This window comes from Pseudomonas cistanchae, assembly GCF_054483635.1.
In genome coordinates, this window is the sequence record NZ_JBTLWN010000001.1 from 1,245,367 (window position 1) to 1,266,619 (window position 21,253).

Below are 21,253 nucleotides of genomic sequence, written 5' to 3' on the forward strand. Positions count from 1 at the left end.
CCCTTAATTGAAGGATGTGAAAGCGTGACTAATGCGCTCGATCAGTCACGCGGCAAATCATCCTTTTGACTGATTTGTGGCCTGCTCGCGCGCTCTAGAGTCCCACCACCAAAAAACAATTCCAATGCACAAAGGTACTTCTCATGCTGCAGACCCGCATCATCCCGCCCGCGGCCAATGCCCATCAATACCCATTGTTGATCAAGCGCCTGCTGCTCTCCGGGGTGCGCTACGAGAAAACCCGCGAGATCGTTTACCGCGACAGCGTGCGTTACAGCTATGAAACCTTCAACCAGCGCGTTGCCCGTCTGGCCAATGTGCTCAGCAATGCCGGCGTGAAGGCGGGCGATACCGTGGCGGTCATGGATTGGGACAGTCACCGTTACCTTGAGTGCATGTTCGCCATTCCGATGCTGGGCGCGGTGTTACACACCATCAACATTCGCCTTTCGCCCGAGCAGATTCTGTACACGATGAACCATGCGGACGACAAGTTCGTGCTGGTGAACAGTGAGTTCGTGCCGCTGTACAACGGCATCGCCAACCAGCTGACCACCGTCGAGAAGACCCTGCTGTTGACCGATGGTGACGACAAAACCGCCGATCTGCCGGGCCTAGTTGGCGAGTACGAGCAATTGCTGGCCGCGGCCAGCCCGCACTATGAGTTTGCCGATTTCGACGAAAATTCGGTGGCGACCACTTTCTATACCACCGGCACCACCGGCAATCCCAAGGGCGTCTACTTCACCCACCGTCAGTTGGTGCTGCACACCATCGCGGCGGCCAGCGTGCTAGGCAGTCTGGACAGCGTCCGCCTGCTCGGCACGAGCGACGTCTACATGCCGATCACCCCGATGTTCCATGTGCATGCGTGGGGCATTCCCTATGTCGCCACCATGATGGGGATAAAGCAGGTCTATCCGGGACGTTACGAGCCGGACCTGCTGGTCAACCTGATCAAGAAGGAAAAGGTCACGTTCTCCCATTGCGTGCCGACCATCCTGCAGATGCTGATGAACGCCCCTGCTGCACAGGGCCACGATTTCAGCGACATGAAGATGATCATCGGAGGCAGCGCGCTCAATCGTGCGCTGTACGAGGCCGCCAAAACACGCGGCATTCAATTGACCGCAGCGTACGGGATGTCCGAAACCTGCCCGCTGATTTCCTGCGCGCACATCAACGACGAGATGATCGACGGCAGCGAAGACGAGCGGATTACCTACCGCATCAAGGCTGGTGTGCCGGTGCCGCTGGCCGAAGCGGCGATCATGGACGCCGACGGCAAGATGTTGCCGGCTGACGGCGAATCCCAGGGCGAGTTGGTGTTGCGCGCGCCTTGGCTGACTCAGGGCTACTTCCGCGAGCCGGAGAAAAGCGCTGAGCTATGGGAAAACGGCTGGTTGCACACAGGCGATGTCGCGACCATTGATGGCATGGGCTTTATCGATATTCGCGACCGAATCAAGGACGTGATCAAAACGGGCGGCGAGTGGATTTCCTCGCTGGAACTGGAAGACCTGATCAGTCGCCACCCGGCGGTGCGTGAAGTCGCCGTAGTCGGCGTTGCTGACCCTCAGTGGGGTGAGCGCCCCTTCGCGTTGCTGGTGCCGCGGGAAGGGCAGACACTCGACGCCAAAACGTTGAAGGAACACCTGAAACCCTTTGTCGAGCAAGGACATATAAACAAGTGGGCGATACCCACTCAGATCGCTCTTGTTACCGAAATTCCCAAGACGAGCGTCGGTAAGCTGGACAAGAAGCGCATTCGCCTGGATATCGCCCAGTGGCAGGCAGCCGGTAGTGCGTTTCTGTCTACCCTGTAAGGCCCGTCACTCCTGATCGCCTGAAGTGACTACTCAGTCAAACAAGCGTTTGGCTTGCTAATTGCTGTTTTATGGCCATTCTTGGCTTGCGGCGGAACGGATGTACCGTTGAAAGCGGCAAGCCAGAGTAGTTGGAGCTGCAAATCACACTTTCGAGGGATCAAGCTGTCACCCTCGGTGGCTATAGTCCGCACCATCCATAACAAAAAAGCACATGGAGTAGCGTCGATGACAAAAACCAAGCAAACCTGGCGCCTGGCAAAACTGCCGCTGGCCGTCAGCCTCGCATCCACCCTCGCCGCACCCGCGTTCGGCGTTACTTTCAATATCGGTGAAATCGAAGGCCAACTCGACTCTTCTCTGTCTATAGGTGCTAGCTGGTCGGTGCGTGGCGCTGATCCAGACTTGGTCGGCCGCCGTAACGGTGGCGACGCGTCGTCCCAAACGGGTGACGACGGTCGTCTTAATTTCAAGAAGGGCGAAACATTTTCTAAAATCTTCAAAGGTATCCATGACCTCGAACTGAAATATGGAGATACCGGTGTTTTCGTTCGCGGTAAATATTGGTACGACTTCGAATTGAAAGATGAAAATCGTCTTCTTTATGACATCGACGATAGCCATCGTAAGACCGGCGCTCAATCAGCCGGTGTGCAATTGCTCGATGCGTTTGTTTATCACAACTACAGCATCGGTGATCTGCCAGGCAGCGTCCGTGTAGGTAAGCAAGTTGTGAGTTGGGGTGAAAGTACTTTCATTCAAAACTCTATCAACTCTATAAACCCTGTTGATGTATCAGCTTTTCGTCGTCCCGGCGCCGAGATCAAAGAAGGTCTGATTCCGGTCAACATGCTTTATGTCTCGCAAAGTCTGACGGATACAGTTTCCGCTGAGGCATTTTATCAGCTGGAATGGGATCAGACAGTTCTGGACAACTGCGGTACTTTCTTTGCATCCGATGTAGGTGCCGACGGTTGTAATGACCGGCTAGCTTTCGCTGGTTCCGATTTCACTCCTACTGGCGCTGCAGGTTATCGCTACGTTGGGCGTATCGGTGATCGTGACGCAAGAGACAGTGGGCAGTTTGGTGTAGCTTTGCGCTGGTTCTCTGAGGAACTGAATAATACAGAGTTCGGCCTGTATGCCATGAACTATCACAGCCGCACACCATCCCCCGGCTTTATTGTTGCTAGTGGTATCCAGGGCAGCAGCGCCAATCCTGTTACTGGACGTGATACATCTTCATACTATCTTGAATATCCAGAGGATATTCGTCTTTACGGACTGAGCTTCGCCACCAACGTGGGGGCTACATCGGTAAACGGTGAAATCAGTTATCGGCCGAATATGCCGATCAGTTTGAACTCCACCGATTTGACCCTTGCCGCTGTCGTACCGGTGCCGGCTTTTGGTAGCCCCATTTTTTCTTCTGGCCATGCGACAGCCAATCCGGGCGACGAAATTAAAGGTTACGTTCGTAAACCTGTTACTCAAATGCAGATCACCGCTACGCAGTTTGTAGAGCAGGTGATGGGCGCTTCTCGTCTTACTCTGGTTGGAGAGGTCGGTTACAACCATGTAAGTGATTTGGGTGTTAATGAGCTTAGGTTCGGCCGTGCCGCTGAGTTTGGAAATGGAGTATTACCTGTCAATGCTACTTGTGAGGGTTTAGCTAACCCTGTAAACCCCGAAGAGTGTAATGACAGAGGGTTCTTCACAACCACTTCTTGGGGTTATCGTGCACGAGCGATACTCGAATATCCTAGTGCTATTGCTGGGGTCAATTTAAAGCCAGGCGTCTCTTGGTCACATGATGTCGACGGTTATGGTCCTAACTTCATTGAAGGCAGCAAAGCTATAAGCCTCGGGTTAGATGCCGATTATCAAAACACCTATACCGCAAGTTTGGCTTACACCGACTTCTTTGGCGGTGATTACAACACTTCCATTGACCGCGACTTTGTCGCACTCAGCTTCGGCGTGAACTTCTAAGCAGACGGGAATTTGAGGAAGAATATGCAGATGAAAATAACAAAAAACCTGCTGCAAACCGGTGCGCTGGCTCTGTCGATGCTCGCTTGCAGTGTAATGGCCGCAGTATCCCCGGATGAAGCCGCCAAGTTGGGTACCACGCTGACCCCGGTCGGTGCGGAAATGGCGGGTAATGCCGACGGTTCCATCCCTGCATGGACTGGCGGTTTGCCGGCCAGTGCAGGAACAGCCGACAGCGCGGGTTTCCTGTCCGACCCATTCGCCAGTGAGCAGCCGTTGTTCACCATCACTGCGCAGAACGTTGATCAGTACAAGGACAAGCTGACCCCTGGTCAGTTGGCGATGTTCAAGCGTTACCCGGAAAGTTACCGGATGCCGGTGTTCACCACCCACCGCACTGCAACCATGCCGGATCACATCCTGGCGGCCGCAAAGAGCAACGCAGTCAATACTAAGCTGGTGGAAGGCGGTAACGGGCTGGAAAATTTCAACGAAGCTAACCCGTTCCCTATTCCGAAAGACGGTCTTGAAGCGATCTGGAACCACATCACGCGCTACCGTGGCGGCAGCGTGAAGCGTCTGGTAACCCAGGCGACTCCGCAGGCGAACGGCTCTTACAGCCTGGTGTACTTCCAGGATGAGTTCACCTTCCGTGGTGCGCTGCAGGACGCCGACAACAGCGAGCCGAGCAACGTGCTGTTCTACTTCAAGCAGCGTGTAACGGCTCCATCGCGCTTGGCAGGTAACGTACTGTTGGTTCACGAAACACTGAACCAGGTGAAAGAGCCGCGCTTGGCCTGGCTGTACAATGCTGGCCAGCGTCGTGTTCGCCGTGCTCCGCAGGTTTCCTATGACGGCCCAGGCACTGCAGCCGATGGCCTGCGTACTTCCGACAACTTCGACATGTACAACGGCGCACCTGACCGTTACGAGTGGAAGTTGAACGGCAAGAAGGAAATCTACATTCCTTACAACAGCTACCGTCTTGATTCGCCGAAGTTGAAGTACAGCGAAATTATCAAGGCCGGCCACATCAACCAGGATCTGACCCGTTACGAGCTGCACCGCGTATGGCATGTGACCGCAACCCTGAAGTCGGGCGAGCGTCACATCTATGCCAAGCGTGACTTCTACATCGACGAAGACACCTGGCAGGCCGCTGCAATCGATCACTACGACGGTCGCGGTACCCTGTGGCGTGTAGCTGAAGCCCATGCTCAGTACTACTACGACAAGAAAGTGCCTTGGTACAGCGTAGAGACCTTGTATGACCTGCTGTCCGGTCGTTACCTGGCGCTGGGCATGAAGAACGAAGAGAAGAGTGCTTACGAGTTTGGCTATCCGGCCAAGGAAAGCGACTACACCCCGGCTGCATTGCGCCAGTCAGGTGTTCGTTAATAGCGTGGCATAGCAGTTGAAAAGCCGGCCTCAGGGCCGGCTTTTTTATGGGTGCCACTTTTGTGTCTTGCGTGATGGCAGTGGCCAGAAACTTGGCCTCAAGGGTGAGGCCATGGGCTTTCTCAAGGCGCGAGCCACTCGCTGGCCCATTCCTGATGCTTCAAATCCGTGGATCAAAGGGCTAGTCTGCAAAGCAGTTCGCAACCTCGCGATTTGCTTCGACTAAAGAACAGGGTAATGACTGAGCTGCCCCTTCCGCCTACCTCCGCTTTTCCCTCTGCGCCTGCCGTAGATGGACACTTCTATCGTCCCCCATTGCCTGCCGGTTATGTATCGCGCCCCCGCCTATGCGAGAGCCTGGCTGCAGGTCTGGGCGGGCGACTGTTACTGATCAGCGCACCTGCGGGCTTTGGTAAAAGCTCGCTGGCAATCGAGTTCTGCGAATGTTTGCCAAAGGAGTGGCAAAGCCTCTGGTTGGGCTTGAGCGCCCGCGACGCTGATCCGGGACGCTTTCTCGAGCGCCTGCTCGGTGGTTTACGACACATATTGCCGGGGCTTGGCGACGATGCCCTGGGTATGCTGAAACTGCGTCAACGCCACCAGCCATTTGCCTTCGAGGAGTGGCTGGACGGTCTGATAGACGAATTGACGTCGGCGCTGGATCCCGCTGCTCCCATTCTGTTGGTGCTGGACGACTACCATCTGGCCCAAGGCGCGGTTCTGGATCGCTGCCTGCAATTTTTCCTCAACCACCTGCCCGCAGGCTTGCTGCTGCTGGTGACCAGCCGGCAACGGCCGGATTGGCATCTGGCTCGTCTACGCCTGTCTCGGCATCTCTTGGAAATGACCGAGCAGGACCTACGCTTGACGGCTAGTGAAACTGCGCAGGTCTTGAAGGTGCAGAACGCTCAGCTGCCAGCGGACGTCATGGCCAGCCTGTTGCAACGGGGCGAAGGCTGGGTAGCAGGTTTGCGTTTGTGGTTGTTGGCGTGTGCCGAGTCCGGCGACCACGAAGGCTTGGCCCAGTCGCCCCATGGCGCTGAGGGCCTTATTCGGGAGTATCTGCTGGAAGAGGTGATCGAGCGCCAACCGGCAGATGTGCAGGCGTTTCTTTATGAAACCGCTTCGCAGGATCGCTTCTGTGCCGAACTGTGCGACGCCGTACGCGATGCCCATGACAGCGCTGCCATCCTGCGCCACCTGCAGGCGCACCAGGTTTTCCTGGTCCCCCTCGACGATCTGGGCAAGTGGTTTCGCTACCACCATCTATTTTCCGATTTATTGCGGGCGCGCCCCTCGCCAAGTGTTTCTGCCTCCACCACCCATTTGCGTGCATGCCGCTGGTTCAGTGCGCAGGGCTTGCTCGATGAAGCGATAGAACAAGCCCTGCTGGCGGGTCAGCCCGATGTTGCCGCCAGCCTGGTGCAGAATCTGTCCGAAGAGCACCTGCTTGCCGAACAGAATGTGGCGATGCTGCTGCGCTGGAAGATGGGGTTGCCGGACAGCCTGTTGGCCAGCACACCGCGGTTGGTGCTTCTGTACAGCTGGGCGCTGACCCTGGCCTGCCAACTGGATGCCGCCGAGGACCTGGCCAATCGACTGAGCCGTTTCCTGCCTGCTCCCTCGGCCTCCGAGCAGCACATCCTGTTGGCTCAGTGGCTGGCCGTGAGCGGTGTGATTGCGCGCGGACGCGGTGAAAGCGAACTGGCCGCAAGTGCCTGTGCGCAGGCACTTGCGGGCTTGCCCCAAGACCGGTACGGCCAGCGGCTGATGTGCCTGTCGACCCTGAGCAACCTCGCCATCGTGCAGGGCGATCTGTGGCGTGCGCGTGGACTGAACCGCGAGGCGTTGGAGCTGGCGCAGCGGATCGGTAATCCGCTATTCGAAGCCCTGGCCCATTATGACCGGGCGCGCGCGCTGCAATGCCGTGGCGAAATCCTTCGGGCCTGCGATGAGGTGCAGCACGGCCTGGAGCGTCTGCGCGGACTGCCACAACAGCGTGTGTATGCAGCGCGGGCGCGGCTGACCCTGTATGACGGTCATCTGCTGTGCCTGCGGCTAAGGACCAAAGAAGCCCGCCAACGCCTGCGGGCTGGTATCGCCGAGGCGCGCGCCTGTCGCGATATCAGCGTGCTGATTGGCCATTGCGTCCTGGCCAGCATGGAAGGGCGGGACGGCAATACAGCAGAGGCGTTCGCTCAGCTGGGCGAGGCCGAGCGGTTGATGCACATCTGGGATGTGCCGCCGGTTTATTACCTGGCGATGATCACCGTCGTCAAATGCGAACTCTGGTTGGTGCAGGGGCAGATCGAGCTGGCTGGCCTCTGGCTGGATCGCCTGGTCGAAACCTACGGAGGAGAGCAGCCGGCCACCGCGCCGGAATTTCATCCGCAGCTGCCACTGCATATCGAGTTGCATCGAGCGGCCTTGGCGCGTCTGCAGGGGCAGCTCGGCGAGGCGGAGCGACGGCTGCGGGCGTTGATACAGCGAGCCCCCATCGTTGGCGGGCAACTTATCGGGTTTTTTGCCCAGGCCCAGCTGACGCTGTTGCTGCTCGCCACGGACCGCGAGCGAGAGGCGCAGCAACAGCTCGCCACGGCTTTGCAAACTTCAGCGGGTGGCGCGCTGTTACCGTTTTACGAAGTGCTGGCGCATCAACCCGAATGGCTGCGGGAGCAGTTGCAGGGCCGTTCCGACTGCGTAATCAGCCGCGCGCTGAAGAGTGAGTTGCCGCCAGCCCGGATCCAGGTCGGCGCGCCGGGGAATGGCGCTGCCGCTGAAACCCTGAGTTCTCGAGAGTTGGCGGTGTTGCAACTGATTGCCCAGGGCTGCTCGAACCAGCAAATCAGCGAGCGATTGTTCATTTCGCTGCACACCGTGAAGACCCACGCCCGGCATATCAACAGTAAGCTCGGTGTTGAACGGCGTACCCAGGCAGTGGCCTGCGCCAAGGCGCTGGGGTTGTTGCGCTGACCTTATGGTCAGCGCCTCCGCGCGAGCTGGCAGAACAGTCCGCTAGGACGCCGCTGCAGCGGGCTCATCGAATTCGGCGCGGTAGCGCTCGACCAGATAGAGATTGTCGTGGTGCCACGGGTGAAAGTCGGCGCGGTAGAAGTCACGATAAACGCCGACCAGTTTGCGGAGAATGCCGTTCCGGCCCCATAGCCAGACCAGTCCATCGCGCCAGACCCGCCACTTCCAGAGCAGGCCATCGCGCTTGAGCATATGCGCCAACCCCTTGAAGGTGTCGATGGTGAAGAAGAACGTGCTCTGCAGCATCGCCCGACGGCGGTACCAGGCTTGGCCGCTGACCTGATTGAACACGTCGAACGCCACCGCCTTGTGCTCGGTTTCCTCGAGGGCGTGCCAGCGCCACAACTTGGCCATGAGCAGGTCCGCACCGTTCAGCCATTGCGGGTCCTTCAGCACGGCGTCGGCCATGATCGCGGTCAGATGTTCCACCGCGCAGGTGGCAGCCAGCTGCAGTTCGGGACGAAAGTGCTTCTGCACCCAGCCGATGCGTCGTTTCAGACCGCGTTCAAGGTAATCGACGTCGTAGCCCAGCTCGCGCAAGTGCTCGCTGTAATGTTGATGCTCGCGGCTGTGGTGGCCTTCCTGGCCGATAAAGCCGCGAATCTGTTCTTTCAATAAGGGATCTTCAATCTGCTCGCGGAACAAGCGCACCGACTCGATGAAAAAGCGCTCGCCGTCGGGGAACTGCACCGACATCGCATTGAAGAAGTGGCTCTTGAATGCGTCGCCGCCATGCCAGTGGCGGGGCAGAGGGGCCGGCAGGGCGAAGTCCAGCTGGCGTGGGCGAATCGTCAGGTCTTTCGGCGTGGGGTTTTGCATCGGGTCCTCCGGGTTTGCGTGCGCGTGCTTCAGGCATGGAAGGACTATGGGCTTGCCGCGCTTTGTCGGACAAGGTTATCTTCTGCCATTAAACAGGTCATATATGGCCATCGCGATGCCTGCGTTCAACTCCGCTGCCGATCTCATCCCGGTGGCTCACGCCGTTGCCCTGATCGAACTTGCCGAAGAGCTGGGCTTGCCCCGTGCTCGGCTTTTCGCCGACGCCCATGTATACGCCGACGTGACCGAGGCTCCTCGGGGCAGGTTGTCGTTTCTCGACTTCTACTCGCTGGCCAATTGCGCATTGCTGCAATGTGGCCAGCCGGCACTGGGGCTGCTGTTCGGCCAGCGCTTGAACGTCTCTGCCCATGGCATCCTCGGTTACGCGGTGCTGTCCAGCAGCAATCTAGGCATGGCGATTCAGTTCGCCCTGAAGTACTACCCTGTGCTGGGGCTGACATTCGAACTGGAGATGGTCGAACAGGACGACCGCGTGGAGCTGCGCGCCACCGAGTCGATGCCGCTGGGGGCACTAAGCCGCTTCGCTGCGGAGAGTCTGCTGAGCAGCCTGTACACCATCGCGCGATTTTTGCTGGGCGAGCCCTTGCAGCACGTTCAAGTCGGTTTCACCCACGTCGCACCGGCGTATGCCGCACAGTACCAGCAGGTCTTTGGCGTGGCGGCGCGCTTCGAGCAGCCCTATCACTGCCTGAGCCTGCCGAAAGCCTACCTGGCCCGGCCAATGGCGCTGGCGAATCCAGCGACCATGCACATGTGTCAGCAGCAATGCGAAGCACTGCTAAGCGGTCTGGATCTGCAGGATGGCCTGCTCACGCGGCTGCGGCGTTTGCTGATGGCCAATCCTGGCGAATTCCCAAGCCTGCAGGACGCCGCCGACGCGCTGCACACCAGTGGCAGGAGCCTGCGTCGGCAACTGGCCAACATGGGTACCAGCTATCAGCAGGTCCTCGACGAAGTCCGCAGAAGCCTGGCCGTGCAATACCTCACCGCGACCCACCTGCCGCTGTATGAAATCGCCTATTTGCTGGGCTTTAACGACCCGTCCAACTTCCGACGGGCATTCAAGAAGTGGACAGGTAAACTACCCACGGATTTTCGCCCTGAGGAGCCTTCATGACCGTCGCTTCGCCCGCATTGATACGCGAAACATTCCCCGTCGGGCCTTTGCAGTGCAACTGCACCATCATTGGTGACCCGATTACCAAGAAGGCCATCGTGGTCGACCCAGGTGGCAATCCCGATCTGATCATGGCGCGGCTTGAGGTCCATGGACTCAAGGTGGTCAGCATCATTCACACCCATGCCCATCTCGATCACTTCCTCGCGTCCGGGCAGATGAAAGAGCAAACCGGGGCGACCCTGCACCTGCACAAGGAAGATCAGTTCCTCTGGGATAACCTGGAAATGCAGTGCCGCATGTTCGGCGTGCCTTATACCCCGGTGCCGGCGCCGGATCAGTGGCTGGCCGATGATGAGGAGCTGCCCTGCGGTTGCGGGGTGGCACTGCATACTCCGGGGCACACCCCTGGTTCGATGAGTTTCTGGTTCCCGCAGGACAAGCTGCTGATCGCCGGCGACACGCTCTTCAAGCGGGGAATTGGCCGTACCGACCTGTGGGGCGGCGATTATGCCACCATCGAGCGGTCGATCAGGCAGCGTCTCTATACCCTCGACGAAGACGCCACCGTGGTAACCGGGCACGGCAGCGATACGCGATTGGGCGATGAAATGCGCGACAACCCGTTCATACGCGCATAAGGTGTAGGGCCTGATGCCAATCTGACAGCAGCGGAACTTAGGGTGCTGCCTGTGCGTCGAAAAACCCAGGCGAAACAGCTCCCAACACGAAAAAAGCAAAGGAAGTACTGATGAAAATGTGGCGAAATCTGGCATTTGCAATGGTTGGCGTGTCCCTCCTGGCAGGCTGTACCACCAACCCCTACACCGGTGAGCGCGAAGCGGGTAAAGCGGGCATCTATGGTGGTGTCGGAGCAGTGACAGGCGCCGTTATTGGTGCGGCAACATCGAGCAAGAAAGACCGGGCCAAGGGTGCCTTAATCGGCGCAGCAGTGGGCGGCGCCGCCGGTGGCGGCTATGGCTACTACGTCGACACGCAGGAAGCCAAGCTGCGCCAGACGCTGCAAGGCACCGGGGTGCAGGTTCAGCGCAATGGCGATGACCTCAAGCTGATCATGCCGGGCAATATCACCTTCGCCAGCAACTCGGCGGATATCTCCAGCAGCTTTTATCCGACCCTCAACTCACTGGTCACGGTGTTCAAGGAGTTCGACAAGAACGGCATCGACATCGTCGGTCATACCGACAGCACCGGCTCTCTGGAGCTGAACCAGAACCTCTCCAACCGTCGCGCGCAGAGCGTCGCCTCCTACCTCAGCGCCAACGGTGTGCCGGCTCAGCGAATCTCCTCTTACGGCGCCGGCCCTAATCAGCCGATTGCCAGCAACGCCAACGAGGCGGGGCGCGCGCAGAACCGTCGGGTTGAAATCAATCTGCGCCCCCTGCAGTAACCGCCAGCGGTAACAAAAAGGCCTCCGATTGGAGGCCTTTTTTATTCGGTCGGTTTAACTTCGTGGTCCGTAGTGCTGATGCAGACTGGCCAGCTCGGCATCCTTGGCTTCCCACAGCTGATTGACCCACTGCTGAAACTGCAGGCGGTAGGTCTCGTCCTGGTCGTAATTCTTGCCGAGAAATTCCGCCGGAATCGGCAGCTCCTGGAAGTTGACCACCACATCCTCGACTTCACCGCTGAGCAGCGACCAGAACCCCGGGTGGCCCTGGGGGTAGTGAATGGTCACGTTGACGATGCTGTGCAGTTGCTCGCCCATTGCGTCGAGGACGAAGGCAATCCCGCCCGCTTTCGGTTTGAGCAGGTGCTTGAAGGGCGACTGCTGTTGCGCATGCTTGGCCGGGTTGAGGCGGGTGCCCTCGAGAAAGTTAAAGATGCCCACCGAGGTGTTGCGAAACTTGGCGCAGGTTTTTCGGGTGGTTTTCAGGTCCTCGCCCTTTTTCTCCGGGTGCTTGGCGAGGTACGCCTTGGAGTAGCGCTTCATGAACGGGAAGCCCAGTGCCCACCAACACAGGCCTATCACCGGGACCCAGATCAGCTCCTGCTTGAGGAAGAACTTCAGCGGCCGGATGCGCCGGTTGAGCAGATATTGCAGCACTAGAATATCGACCCAGCTCTGGTGGTTGCTGGTGACCAGGTAGGAGTGCTGATAGTCCAGCCCTTGCAGGCCGTCGACGTGCCAGCGGGTCTTGCAGACCATGTTCATCCACACCTTGTTGCAGCTTATCCAGGCTTCGTGGATGAAGTTCATCAGCCAGGTGCAGAGTCTCTGCGCGGCGGCAAACGGCAGGCAGACCTTGAAAAAGGTCACGATAAACAGCGGAACGCAGCAGACAAGCGTATTCAGCGCCAACAGGCTGGCACCGATCAAGCCACGAAGTGGCGCGGGCAGAAAATGCAGCATGGGGGCAGGTGCCTCCAGAAAAGGGGCGCGGCCCCGGATCGTTCAAGCCCGAGGTTTCTACCCCGGATCGGTCGGCGCACAGGTTAACGCCTGTTCACCGAACTGCAAGTCCCTGCAACTTTCGGTTTATCCCGACCAATCGGCGACGATAGCCGCTGCTTGCACCTGCTCTGCACCGCACTCGTGCACAGGCGCCGGTCGGTTGCACGCCGCTAATCGGTCAGGTTCGCTGCCTGGATCGCGGTCAGTGCGATGGTATAGACGATGTCGTCGACCAAGGCACCGCGCGACAGGTCGTTCACCGGTTTGCGCAAACCTTGCAGCATCGGCCCGACACTGACGCAGTCGGCGCTGCGCTGGACCGCCTTGTAAGTCGTATTGCCGGTATTCAGGTCGGGAAAGATGAACACTGTGGCGCGCCCGGCCACCGGGCTGTTTGGGGCCTTCTGCTTGCCGACGCTGTCGATGGCCGCGGCATCGTATTGCAGCGGACCGTCGAGCAGCAGCTGTGGGTCTGCCTGTTTGGCCAGACGCGTGGCCTCACGGACCTTTTCCACTTCCTCGCCGGTGCCTGAGTCGCCGGTCGAGTAGCTGAGCATCGCCACCCGCGGCGCAATGCCGAACGCCGTGGCGGACGCCGCGCTCTGCAGGGCGATTTCCGCCAGCTCGGTGGCGGTTGGGTCGGGGTTGACCGCGCAATCGCCGTACACCACCACCTGATCAGGCAGCAGCATGAAGAACACCGACGACACCAGCTTGTAACCGGGCGCGGTCTTGATCAGCTGCAGCGCCGGGCGAATAGTGTTGGCGGTGGTGTGGATGGCACCGGAAACCAGGCCGTCGACCTCGTCCAGAGCGAGCATCATGGTGCCGAGCACCACGGTGTCGTCCAGTTGCGCGGTGGCCATGGGCGCGTTCAGACCTTTGCCCTTGCGCAGCTCGACCATCGGCGCCACATAGCGCTCGCGAATCAGGTCCGGGTCGAGAATCTCCAGCCCGTCCGGCAGCTCGATCCCCTGGGCCCGCGCCACGGCGTGCACATCCTCGGGCTTGGCCAGCAACACGCAGCGCGCGATGCCGCGGGCCTGGCAGATTGCGGCGGCTTTCACCGTGCGCGGCTCGCTGCCTTCCGGCAGGACGATGCGCTTGTTTGCCGCCTGGGCGCGTTGCACCAGTTGGTAGCGAAACGCCGAGGGCGACATGCGCAGTTCGCGCGGGGTGCCGCAGCGGGTACGCAGCCAGTCATGGTCGATATGGCTGGCGATGAAGTCGGCGACTTTTTCTGCGCGCTCTTTGTCATCGACCGGAATTTCCTTGTTCAGCCGATTGAGGTTGGTGGCCGTGTCGTAGGAGCCGGTGGTGACGGTCATCACCGGCAAACCGGTCTGCAGTGCGCCGCGGCACAGCTCAAGGATGCGCGGGTCCGGGGCGAAGTCGCTGCACAGCAGCAGGCCCGCGAGTGGCATGCCGTTCATGGCGGCCAGGCTGGCGGCGAGGATGATGTCGTCGCGATCGCCGGGCGTGACCACCAGCGTGCCGGGCTTGAGCAGCTGCACGGTGTTGGCGACAGCGCGGGCGCACAGCACGATCTTCAGCATGCGGCGCTGTTCGTAGTCCCCGGCATTGAGCACCCGCGCGCCGAGCAGGTCGGCGATGTCGCGGGTGCGCGGTGCATTCAATTCCTCCTGCCAGGGAATGCAGCCGAGCAGGCGGAAATCGCCGCTCCTGAGCAGCGGCGAAAGTTCTTTCAGGCGCTCGCTGAAAGCGGCGATACCGTCTTCGCTGCGGATCTTGTTGAGAATCAGGCCGAGCACTTTTGGGTCCTTTGGCCCGCCAAACAGCTGGGCCTGGATTTCCACCCGGTCGGACAGCTCGCTGAGGCTTTCCTGCTCCGGCGCCGAGACCAGAATCACCTCGGCGTCCAGGCTCTTGGCCAGGTGCAGGTTGACCCGTGCGGCGTAGCTGGCCTGGCGAGTCGGCACCATGCCCTCGACGATTATCACATCCTTATCGGCGGCCGCCTCATGGTACAGGCTGATGATTTCTTCAAGCAGTTCATCCAGCTGACCATCGCCCAGCAAGTGCTCGACGTGGCTCAGGGCCAGCGGCTTGGGTGAGTGCAGGCCGTGGGTGCGGGCGATCAGCTCGCTGGAGCGCTCCGGGCCGTCGTCGCCCTGGTGCGGTTGAGCGATAGGCTTGAAAAAGCCGACCTTGAGGCCGGCGCGCTCCAGTGCGCCGACCAGGCCGAGGCTGATGGAGGTAAGGCCGACACCGAAGCCGGTGGGGGCGATAAAGAAGGTGTGCATGCAATCTCCTACGGGGCGAAGGGCCGGCGTATGCGGGTCAGTTAAGCAAGGCCAGTGTGTCCAGGGCAATTTGCCGTTCTTCGTTGGTCGGCACGACGAGAACGCGCGGGTGGCCGTAAGCGTGGATCGGCCCGCTGACGCCGCGGATGTTGCGCGCGTTGGCTTCCTTGTCCAGCGCCAGGTTCAGCAGTTTGAGGTGCGCGACGGTCTTGCTGCGGATCAGCGGCGAGTTCTCGCCGATGCCGCCGGTGAATATCAGCCCGTCCAGTTGCGGCAGGGCACAGCTCATGGCCGCCAGGGATTTTGCCAGGCGATAGCAGAACACTTCGATCGCCAGGGTGGCGCCGGCGTGACCCTGATCGCGGGCTTGCTCAAGGCTGCGCATGTCGTTGGACAGTCCAGACAGGCCAAGCAGGCCGCTTTGTTTGTTGAGCATTTCGTCGATCTGCTCCAGGCTCCAGCCCAGTTCGCGTGCCAGGTGGCCGTGCAGGTTGGGGTCGACATCGCCGCTGCGGGTACCCATGACCAGTCCTTCCAACGGCGTTAGACCCATGCTGGTGTCGCGGCTCTGGCCATTGACGATGGCGCAGGTGGAGCAACCGTTGCCGAGGTGAGCGACCAGCCAGCTGCTGTCGCCAATCGACAAGCCGGCCAGCTCGGCGGCGCGGTGGCTGACGAAGCGGTGGCTGGTGCCATGGAAACCATATCGGCGCACGCCGTGATCGTGGTACAGCGTGTGCGGCACGGCGTACCGGTACGCGTAATCAGGCAGGGTCTGATGGAACGCGGTGTCGAACACCGCGACCTGAATCAGGTTGGGGAACAGCTTCATCGCCGCTTCGATGCCGAGTAGGTTGGCCGGGTTGTGCAGCGGCGCCAGCGGGGCGGTGGCGCGAATGGCCTGCAGGCTGGCGTCATCCAGGCGGCAGGCCGCGGTGAAGTGTTCGCCGCCATGCACCACGCGATGGCCTATGCCATGCAGTTTGCCACCTGCGGCGCCATGCATCAGCGGCAGCAATTGCGACAGAGCGGCGCGGTGATCGCCATTGGGAATCATCAGGCTGTCCTTCTCGCCGCCGCGCTGCCAGTGCAGCACCGCATCGTGGCTGCCCAGACGTTCCGCCAGGCCGCTCAGGGTGAATTGCGAATGGGCTTCGTTGACCAGGGCAAACTTGATCGACGAGCTGCCGCAGTTGATGACCAGAATATTGCGTGCCGGCATTGGTTAGTGCTCCTTGTCTTCAGCGCTGGTGGCAGTGGCGGCTTCAGCGCCCGACGCCTCGCCCGCGCACCAGCCGCAGGGAAAGGCCTGGCCGATCTGCGCGTTGCGCACTTGCTGGTTCAGCACCCAGGCACGGTTCTGCCAGGGCGGCTGGTGGCGCAGGTGCTGGGTATGACCGCAGGACAACTCCGCGACCCAGTGGCCGTCCTCATCCTGATGGAAACCGCGGATCCGCACGATTGCCGCCGCACTCCGTTTGTCAGGGCTCGGGTCGCTTTCAGGCGCACCCTTGGTTAGACTTGTCCGCTCTTTATTTCTATGCAAAAGGTCTTGCCCCATGCTGATCGCCGCCAATAAGGCTGTCTCCATCGACTATACCCTGACCAACGATGCCGGTGAGGTGATCGATAGTTCCGCTGGCGGCGCGCCGCTGGTTTACCTCCACGGTGCCGGCAACATCATCGGCGGCCTCGAAAAAGCCCTGCTCGGCAAGCAGGTCGGCGACGAGCTGGACGTAGCCGTCGAGCCGGAAGATGCCTACGGCGAATACAGCGCCGAGCTGGTGGCGACCCTCAACCGCTCGATGTTCGAAGGCGTCGACGAACTGGAAGTTGGCATGCAATTCCACGCCTCCGGCCCGGATGGCGGCATGCAGATCGTCACCGTGCGCGAGCTGGACGGCGACGACGTGATCGTTGACGGCAACCACCCGTTGGCCGGCCAGCGCCTGAACTTCAAGGTCAAGATCGTCAACGTGCGTGATGCCAGCGACGAAGAAGTCGCCCATGGCCACGTACACGGCGAAGGTGGTCACCACCATTGATCCATCGCTTGTATGTCGCAGGCGCGAGTCGACTTATGGTCGTATCAACTGCGCCGCCGACTGCTAAGCTGAGCTAAAAGAAAGGCGCCTTTTCAAGGCGCCTTTTTTGTCCTCTACGGATTCCTTAGCGTCTTCAAGGAGCTAGTCATGAGTGCCTTTCACGACCTCAATCTGCGCGCACTGGATGGTCAGGATCTGCCGTTAGCGCCTTTCAAGGGGCACGTGGTGTTGGTGGTCAATGTTGCCTCCAAATGCGGTCTGACCCCGCAATACGCAGGGCTGGAGGCGCTGTATCAGCGCTACAAGGATCAGGGCTTCACGGTGCTCGGGTTGCCTTGCAACCAGTTCGCCGGGCAGGAACCGGACGGCGAGGAGGCGATTCGCGCATTTTGCAGCCTGAACTACGGCGTGACCTTTCCGCTGGGCAGCAAGCTTGAAGTCAATGGCCCCGAGCGCCACCCGCTGTACCGGTTGCTGGCCGGTGAAGGCGCGGAGTTTCCCGGTGAAATCACCTGGAACTTCGAGAAGTTTCTAGTGGGGCATGACGGTCGGGTGCTGGCGCGTTTTTCACCGCGTACCGCACCGGATGATCCGGCGTTGATCCAGGCCATCGAAAAGGCCCTCGGCTGACAGGCCATTTACGCCAATGCCTGGGCTGCGCAGAGGTGCAGCTTGTCCCCGGCGCCTGGTAGCGGCTTAATCGGCTGATTGCCGAGGACGCCTGAATGACCAGTTTTCGCCCTGATGACATGCCTGCCCAGGCATCCCCCGCCGCGTTGCGCGGCCTGATCGAAAGCCGCCGCGCGGTGCGCCGTTTCAGCGCCGAGGCCATACCAGACGCCGTGATCCGCGATTGCCTGGAGCTGGCGGTGCTTGCACCCAACTCCTGCAACCTGCAGCCCTGGAGCTTTCAGGTGATTCGCGACCCGGCGCTGCTGGCCCGTTTGCACCCGGTGTGCATGAGCCAGAATGCAGCCAAGGCGCCCTTGATCATCGCCGTACTGGCTCGCCCCGATACCTGGCGGCAAGCTTGCCAGGACATCATCACCTACTGGCCCGAACCCGAAGTGCCGGCGCGTATCCGCAGCTTCTACCGCAAGACGGCGCCGTTCCAGTACAACCAGGGGCCTTTTGGTGTGCTCGGGTTTTTCAAACGCCAGCTGCTGCGTGTCGCCGCCCTGCGCAAACCGCTGATGCGCAGCCCCAACAGCCACGCACAGATGGCGATCTGGGCGGTGAAATCCACCGCGCTGGCCGCGCAGAACCTGATGCTGGCGTTTCAGAGCCACGGCTACGCAACCTGCCCCATGGAAGGCTTCGACGAAGTCCGCCTGCGCAAGACGCTGGCGATTCCGCGGCAGGCGATTCCGATCATGCTGCTGGCCGTCGGCCGGCAGACCGAGAAGGGCGTCTATAACCCGCGCTTGCGCTTCCCACTGGAACAGCACGTGACTTGGTTATAGGCATGGTGCCCCAGCGTTGCTCTGCAACGGCACACTGATCCCACGCAGAGTTCTGATCCTTAATCACGCAGATCAATAGTGCTGGGCGGGGCGAGACGACCGGTCATATCCTGTCGGCATGAATACAAGCATCCGACTCGACAAGCGTGACCTGATCCTGGCCAAAGGCGCCGAGGTGATGACCCGCCGTGGCTACCACGGCGCTGGTGTGCAGGAGATCGTGCAGGCAGCGGGTGTGCCCAAAGGGTCGTTCTACCACTACTTCGCCAGCAAGGAAGACTTCGCCTTGCAAGCCCTGCAGCAGGTCTACCAGCCGCGCCTGCAGCGCTATGCCGATGCCCTCGCCAACCCGACGCTCAGTCCGCGCGACCGCATCCTTGGTTACTACGGCGAACTGGTTGCCCACTTTTCCAGCCAGGAGCGTCTCGAATACCACTGCTTTATTGGCAGCCTGAGTTTCGAGATGGCCGAGCTCTCGCCGCAACTGGGTGCGGAGGTCGATGCGATTCTGCAGCGCTCTGCGGACATCCTGCAGGCCTGCCTGGAACAGGCCCAGGCGGCCGGCGAGCTGCCCGCCAACGAGGATTGCCGCAACCTGGCGAGCTTTGTCGCCAACGCCTGGCAGGGCGCCTTGACGCGCTTGAAGGTGTCGAGCAACACCCGCGCGCTGGACGATTTTATTCACCGCCTGCAGCTGCTGTTGCAGGCCTGATTCGATAAATGTGCGGTCGGCTGACCGACAGGGGAAAAATGATGACCGATTCGGTAAAAGCGCTGTTTCAACCGTTCAATCTGGGTTCGCTCGAGTTACCGAGCCGCGTGGTGATGGCGCCCATGACCCGTTCGTTTTCGCCGGGTGGTGTGCCCAACAGCAAGGTGATCGAATATTACCGTCGCCGCGCCGCTGGCGGTGTCGGCCTGATCGTCACCGAAGGCACCACGGTCGGCCACAAGGCTGCCAACGGTTACCCGCATGTGCCGCGTTTCTATGGCGAAGACGCCCTGGCCGGCTGGCAGAAAGTGGTCGAGGCGGTGCATGCCGAAGGCGGCAAGATCGTTCCGCAGCTGTGGCATGTGGGTAACGTGCGTCGTCTCGGCACCGAGCCGGATGCCGGCGTGCCGGGTTACGGCCCGAGCGAGAAAGTGAAGGATGGCAATGTGGTCGTGCATGGCATGACCAAGGCCGACATCGACGAGGTGATCGGCGCCTTCGCCCAGGCCGCCAAGGATGCCCAGCGCATCGGCATGGACGGCGTGGAAATTCACGGCGCTCACGGCTACCTGATCGATCAGTTCTTCTGGGCCAGCAGCAACCAGCGCACCGACGAATACGGCGGTGATCTGGCGCAGCGTTCGCGTTTTGCCATCGAGCTGGTCGAGGCCGTACGTGCTGCGGTTGGTCCGGCGTTTCCGATCATCTTCCGTTTCTCGCAGTGGAAGCAGCAGGATTACAGCGCCCGTCTGGTGGAAACCCCGGAGGCTCTGGAAGCTTTCCTCAAGCCGCTCAGCGATGCCGGCGTGGATATCTTCCACTGCTCGACTCGCCGCTTCTGGGAGCCGGAGTTCGACGGTTCGGACCTCAACCTGGCTGGCTGGACGCGCAAGCTCACCGGCAAGCCCACCATCACCGTCGGCAGCGTCGGCCTGGACGGCGAATTCCTGCAGTTCATGGTCAAGACCGACAAGGTTGCCGAGCCGGCCAGCCTGGAAAACTTGCTGGAGCGCTTGAACAAGCAGGAATTCGACCTGGTTGCCGTTGGCCGCGCGCTGCTGGTCGACCCGGACTGGGCCGTCAAGGTCCGCGAAGGCCGCGAGCAGGACATTCTGCCGTTCAGCCGCGATGCCCTGAGCACCCTGGTCTGACGCTACGCTTTTGGGTGCGCCGCAAAACGGCGCACACTCCTCAAGCCCCGGCACATCGGGGCTTTTTTTCGTCCGCGTAAAGGCGGGTGCGGCTATTGAAGGCTGTCACGCTCGCGGACCCAGAACACCGTGGCGCCCGCGACCGCCGCCGGCATCATCAGGATATTGACGAAGGGAATCAGCAGCACCGCATAGGTAATCCCGCCAAAACCCAGGCTCTGCCAGCGCTTCTCGCGCAGCCAGGCAAGCATGTCCTGCCAGCTCATTTTGTTGTTGTCCGCCGGGTAGTCGATGTACTGAACGGCCATCATCCACACGCCGAACAGCAACCACAGCGGTGCGGCGACCAGGTTGACCACCGGGATGAAGCTGAGAATCAGCAGGCCGATGGCGCGTGGCAGGAAGTAGCCCAGCTTGCGCAGTTCGCGGCCCAGGGTGCGCGGCACCATGGCGAACAGCTCCGCCCAGCTGAAGGGTGGAAAGGTATCTTCGCCGCGCACCACCACTTCGACTTTCTCGGCGAGAAAGCCGTTGAAGGGCGCCGCGATGATATTGGCCAGCATGGTGAAGCTGAAGAACACCATCAGCAGCACCAGCACCACGAACAACGGCCAGAGGATGTATTCGAGAAAGCTCAGCCAGTCCGGCAGGCTCGGCATGAAGGTGTCGACCCAGCCGCCGAACTGCTGCATGGCGAACCCGACCAGGGCGACGAAAAGAATCAGGTTGATCGTCAGCGGTAACAGCACGAACAAGCGCAACCCAGGGCTCAGGACCAATTTCAGGCCTTCCTTGAGGTATTGCGGGCCAGACAGAACAGGGGCAGGCATGGGTATCTCCGCAGGACAAAGTCGCGCCGACCTTACCGGCTTTGTGGGGCGGGGAAAAGCCTGGCCGATCCAGCGACCAGCCGCACCTGTGCGAGTGCTTGTAGGACCTTCAGATTGCCGCGTGCCGGTTCTCGTTTGGCTCGCCGCACTATTTCGATAGCAAATA

Annotated in this window: 18 protein-coding genes; 12 read left to right on the forward strand and 6 right to left on the reverse strand. The window is 60.4% G+C overall.

The annotated features are described in order from the left end of the window. Positions 1-143 precede the first annotated feature (143 nt). From ACX0MV_RS05720 to ACX0MV_RS05735, 4 genes are all read left to right on the forward strand, one after another. On the forward strand, positions 144-1,826 hold the full coding sequence (locus ACX0MV_RS05720; protein ID WP_458981501.1) for a fatty acid--CoA ligase: 1,683 nt from the start codon (positions 144-146) through the stop codon (positions 1,824-1,826). Between the two features lie 228 nt (positions 1,827-2,054). Further along, entirely contained in the window at positions 2,055-3,818 is a 1,764-nt protein-coding gene (locus ACX0MV_RS05725; protein WP_458981502.1) for a DUF1302 domain-containing protein, read from the forward strand. 30 nt (positions 3,819-3,848) lie between these two features. Further along, positions 3,849-5,216 (forward strand): DUF1329 domain-containing protein, encoded by a 1,368-nt coding sequence (locus ACX0MV_RS05730; RefSeq protein ID WP_458981503.1) that lies wholly within the window; start codon positions 3,849-3,851, stop codon positions 5,214-5,216. A gap of 237 nt (positions 5,217-5,453) precedes the next feature. Further along, positions 5,454-8,189, forward strand: a complete 2,736-nt coding sequence (locus ACX0MV_RS05735; RefSeq protein WP_458981504.1) for a winged helix-turn-helix domain-containing protein — start codon at positions 5,454-5,456, stop codon at positions 8,187-8,189. Positions 8,190-8,231: 42 nt separating this feature from the next. On the opposite strand, the gene ACX0MV_RS05740 is transcribed toward ACX0MV_RS05735, so the two are convergent. Further along, positions 8,232-9,068 (reverse strand): metal-dependent hydrolase, encoded by an 837-nt coding sequence (locus tag ACX0MV_RS05740; RefSeq protein ID WP_458981505.1) that lies wholly within the window; start codon positions 9,066-9,068, stop codon positions 8,232-8,234. A gap of 103 nt (positions 9,069-9,171) precedes the next feature. On the opposite strand from ACX0MV_RS05740, the gene ACX0MV_RS05745 reads away from it, so the two are divergent. The 3 genes from ACX0MV_RS05745 to ACX0MV_RS05755 all read left to right on the forward strand — a co-directional run bounded on the left by ACX0MV_RS05745 (position 9,172) and on the right by ACX0MV_RS05755 (position 11,617). Then, positions 9,172-10,206: an AraC family transcriptional regulator gene (locus tag ACX0MV_RS05745; protein WP_458981506.1), complete on the forward strand. Its 1,035-nt coding sequence runs from the start codon at positions 9,172-9,174 to the stop codon at positions 10,204-10,206. Beyond that, on the forward strand, positions 10,203-10,847 hold the full coding sequence (locus ACX0MV_RS05750; RefSeq protein WP_458981507.1) for an MBL fold metallo-hydrolase: 645 nt from the start codon (positions 10,203-10,205) through the stop codon (positions 10,845-10,847). The genes ACX0MV_RS05745 and ACX0MV_RS05750 overlap by 4 nt, the downstream gene beginning before the upstream one ends. A 110-nt stretch (positions 10,848-10,957) precedes the next feature. Then, positions 10,958-11,617 carry a YiaD family glycine zipper/OmpA-like lipoprotein gene (locus ACX0MV_RS05755; RefSeq protein ID WP_458981508.1) on the forward strand — a complete coding sequence of 220 codons (660 nt, stop codon included), beginning with the start codon at positions 10,958-10,960 and terminating at the stop codon, positions 11,615-11,617. Between the two features lie 54 nt (positions 11,618-11,671). Here the strand turns inward: ACX0MV_RS05755 and ACX0MV_RS05760 are convergent, their stop codons facing one another. The 4 genes from ACX0MV_RS05760 to ACX0MV_RS05775 all read right to left on the reverse strand — a co-directional run bounded on the left by ACX0MV_RS05760 (position 11,672) and on the right by ACX0MV_RS05775 (position 16,477). Next, positions 11,672-12,580: a 1-acylglycerol-3-phosphate O-acyltransferase, YihG family gene (locus ACX0MV_RS05760; protein ID WP_458981509.1), complete on the reverse strand. Its 909-nt coding sequence runs from the start codon at positions 12,578-12,580 to the stop codon at positions 11,672-11,674. Between the two features lie 212 nt (positions 12,581-12,792). Continuing rightward, complete coding sequence (gene pta, locus ACX0MV_RS05765; RefSeq protein ID WP_458981510.1) at positions 12,793-14,886, reverse strand: phosphate acetyltransferase; 2,094 nt, start codon at positions 14,884-14,886, stop codon at positions 12,793-12,795. A gap of 37 nt (positions 14,887-14,923) precedes the next feature. Then, positions 14,924-16,108 carry an acetate kinase gene (locus ACX0MV_RS05770; protein ID WP_458981511.1) on the reverse strand — a complete coding sequence of 395 codons (1,185 nt, stop codon included), beginning with the start codon at positions 16,106-16,108 and terminating at the stop codon, positions 14,924-14,926. A gap of 3 nt (positions 16,109-16,111) precedes the next feature. After that, complete coding sequence (locus ACX0MV_RS05775) at positions 16,112-16,477, reverse strand: DUF3565 domain-containing protein (RefSeq protein WP_458981512.1); 366 nt, start codon at positions 16,475-16,477, stop codon at positions 16,112-16,114. Here ACX0MV_RS05775 and ACX0MV_RS05780 point away from each other — a divergent pair. From ACX0MV_RS05780 to ACX0MV_RS05800, 5 genes are all read left to right on the forward strand, one after another. Then, entirely contained in the window at positions 16,446-16,931 is a 486-nt protein-coding gene (locus ACX0MV_RS05780) for an FKBP-type peptidyl-prolyl cis-trans isomerase (protein WP_458981513.1), read from the forward strand. The genes ACX0MV_RS05775 and ACX0MV_RS05780 overlap by 32 nt on opposite strands. Positions 16,932-17,078: 147 nt before the next feature. Beyond that, entirely contained in the window at positions 17,079-17,561 is a 483-nt protein-coding gene (locus tag ACX0MV_RS05785) for a glutathione peroxidase (RefSeq protein ID WP_458981514.1), read from the forward strand. 95 nt (positions 17,562-17,656) lie between these two features. Further along, complete coding sequence (locus ACX0MV_RS05790; protein ID WP_458981515.1) at positions 17,657-18,394, forward strand: nitroreductase family protein; 738 nt, start codon at positions 17,657-17,659, stop codon at positions 18,392-18,394. 118 nt (positions 18,395-18,512) lie between these two features. Then, on the forward strand, positions 18,513-19,106 hold the full coding sequence (locus tag ACX0MV_RS05795) for a TetR/AcrR family transcriptional regulator (RefSeq protein WP_458981516.1): 594 nt from the start codon (positions 18,513-18,515) through the stop codon (positions 19,104-19,106). 41 nt (positions 19,107-19,147) lie between these two features. Next, on the forward strand, positions 19,148-20,257 hold the full coding sequence (locus ACX0MV_RS05800; protein ID WP_458981517.1) for an NADH:flavin oxidoreductase: 1,110 nt from the start codon (positions 19,148-19,150) through the stop codon (positions 20,255-20,257). A 92-nt stretch (positions 20,258-20,349) separates the two neighbouring features. Here the strand turns inward: ACX0MV_RS05800 and cysZ are convergent, their stop codons facing one another. Continuing rightward, the gene (gene cysZ, locus ACX0MV_RS05805; protein ID WP_458981518.1) at positions 20,350-21,087 is read right to left on the reverse strand and encodes a sulfate transporter CysZ; all 738 of its coding nucleotides are present in this window, start codon (positions 21,085-21,087) and stop codon (positions 20,350-20,352) included. Positions 21,088-21,253: the final 166 nt, after the last annotated feature.

Excerpts from the sequence above, each read along its gene's own strand:
- ACX0MV_RS05725 (WP_458981502.1), top strand. The coding sequence starts at position 2,055 with ATGACAAAAACCAAGCAAACCTGGCGCCTGGCAAAACTGCCGCTGGCC.
- cysZ (WP_458981518.1), bottom strand. The coding sequence starts at position 21,087 with ATGCCTGCCCCTGTTCTGTCTGGCCCGCAATACCTCAAGGAAGGCCTG.
- ACX0MV_RS05740 (WP_458981505.1), bottom strand. The coding sequence starts at position 9,068 with ATGCAAAACCCCACGCCGAAAGACCTGACGATTCGCCCACGCCAGCTG.
- ACX0MV_RS05770 (WP_458981511.1), bottom strand. The coding sequence starts at position 16,108 with ATGCCGGCACGCAATATTCTGGTCATCAACTGCGGCAGCTCGTCGATC.
- pta (WP_458981510.1), bottom strand. The coding sequence starts at position 14,886 with ATGCACACCTTCTTTATCGCCCCCACCGGCTTCGGTGTCGGCCTTACC.
- ACX0MV_RS05785 (WP_458981514.1), top strand. The coding sequence starts at position 17,079 with ATGAGTGCCTTTCACGACCTCAATCTGCGCGCACTGGATGGTCAGGAT.
- ACX0MV_RS05800 (WP_458981517.1), top strand. The coding sequence starts at position 19,148 with ATGACCGATTCGGTAAAAGCGCTGTTTCAACCGTTCAATCTGGGTTCG.
- ACX0MV_RS05755 (WP_458981508.1), top strand. The coding sequence starts at position 10,958 with ATGAAAATGTGGCGAAATCTGGCATTTGCAATGGTTGGCGTGTCCCTC.
- ACX0MV_RS05735 (WP_458981504.1), top strand. The coding sequence starts at position 5,454 with ATGACTGAGCTGCCCCTTCCGCCTACCTCCGCTTTTCCCTCTGCGCCT.
- ACX0MV_RS05775 (WP_458981512.1), bottom strand. The coding sequence starts at position 16,477 with ATGGAGACAGCCTTATTGGCGGCGATCAGCATGGGGCAAGACCTTTTG.
- ACX0MV_RS05720 (WP_458981501.1), top strand. The coding sequence starts at position 144 with ATGCTGCAGACCCGCATCATCCCGCCCGCGGCCAATGCCCATCAATAC.
- ACX0MV_RS05760 (WP_458981509.1), bottom strand. The coding sequence starts at position 12,580 with ATGCTGCATTTTCTGCCCGCGCCACTTCGTGGCTTGATCGGTGCCAGC.
- ACX0MV_RS05750 (WP_458981507.1), top strand. The coding sequence starts at position 10,203 with ATGACCGTCGCTTCGCCCGCATTGATACGCGAAACATTCCCCGTCGGG.
- ACX0MV_RS05795 (WP_458981516.1), top strand. The coding sequence starts at position 18,513 with ATGAATACAAGCATCCGACTCGACAAGCGTGACCTGATCCTGGCCAAA.
- ACX0MV_RS05730 (WP_458981503.1), top strand. The coding sequence starts at position 3,849 with ATGAAAATAACAAAAAACCTGCTGCAAACCGGTGCGCTGGCTCTGTCG.
- ACX0MV_RS05790 (WP_458981515.1), top strand. The coding sequence starts at position 17,657 with ATGACCAGTTTTCGCCCTGATGACATGCCTGCCCAGGCATCCCCCGCC.
- ACX0MV_RS05745 (WP_458981506.1), top strand. The coding sequence starts at position 9,172 with ATGGCCATCGCGATGCCTGCGTTCAACTCCGCTGCCGATCTCATCCCG.
- ACX0MV_RS05780 (WP_458981513.1), top strand. The coding sequence starts at position 16,446 with ATGCTGATCGCCGCCAATAAGGCTGTCTCCATCGACTATACCCTGACC.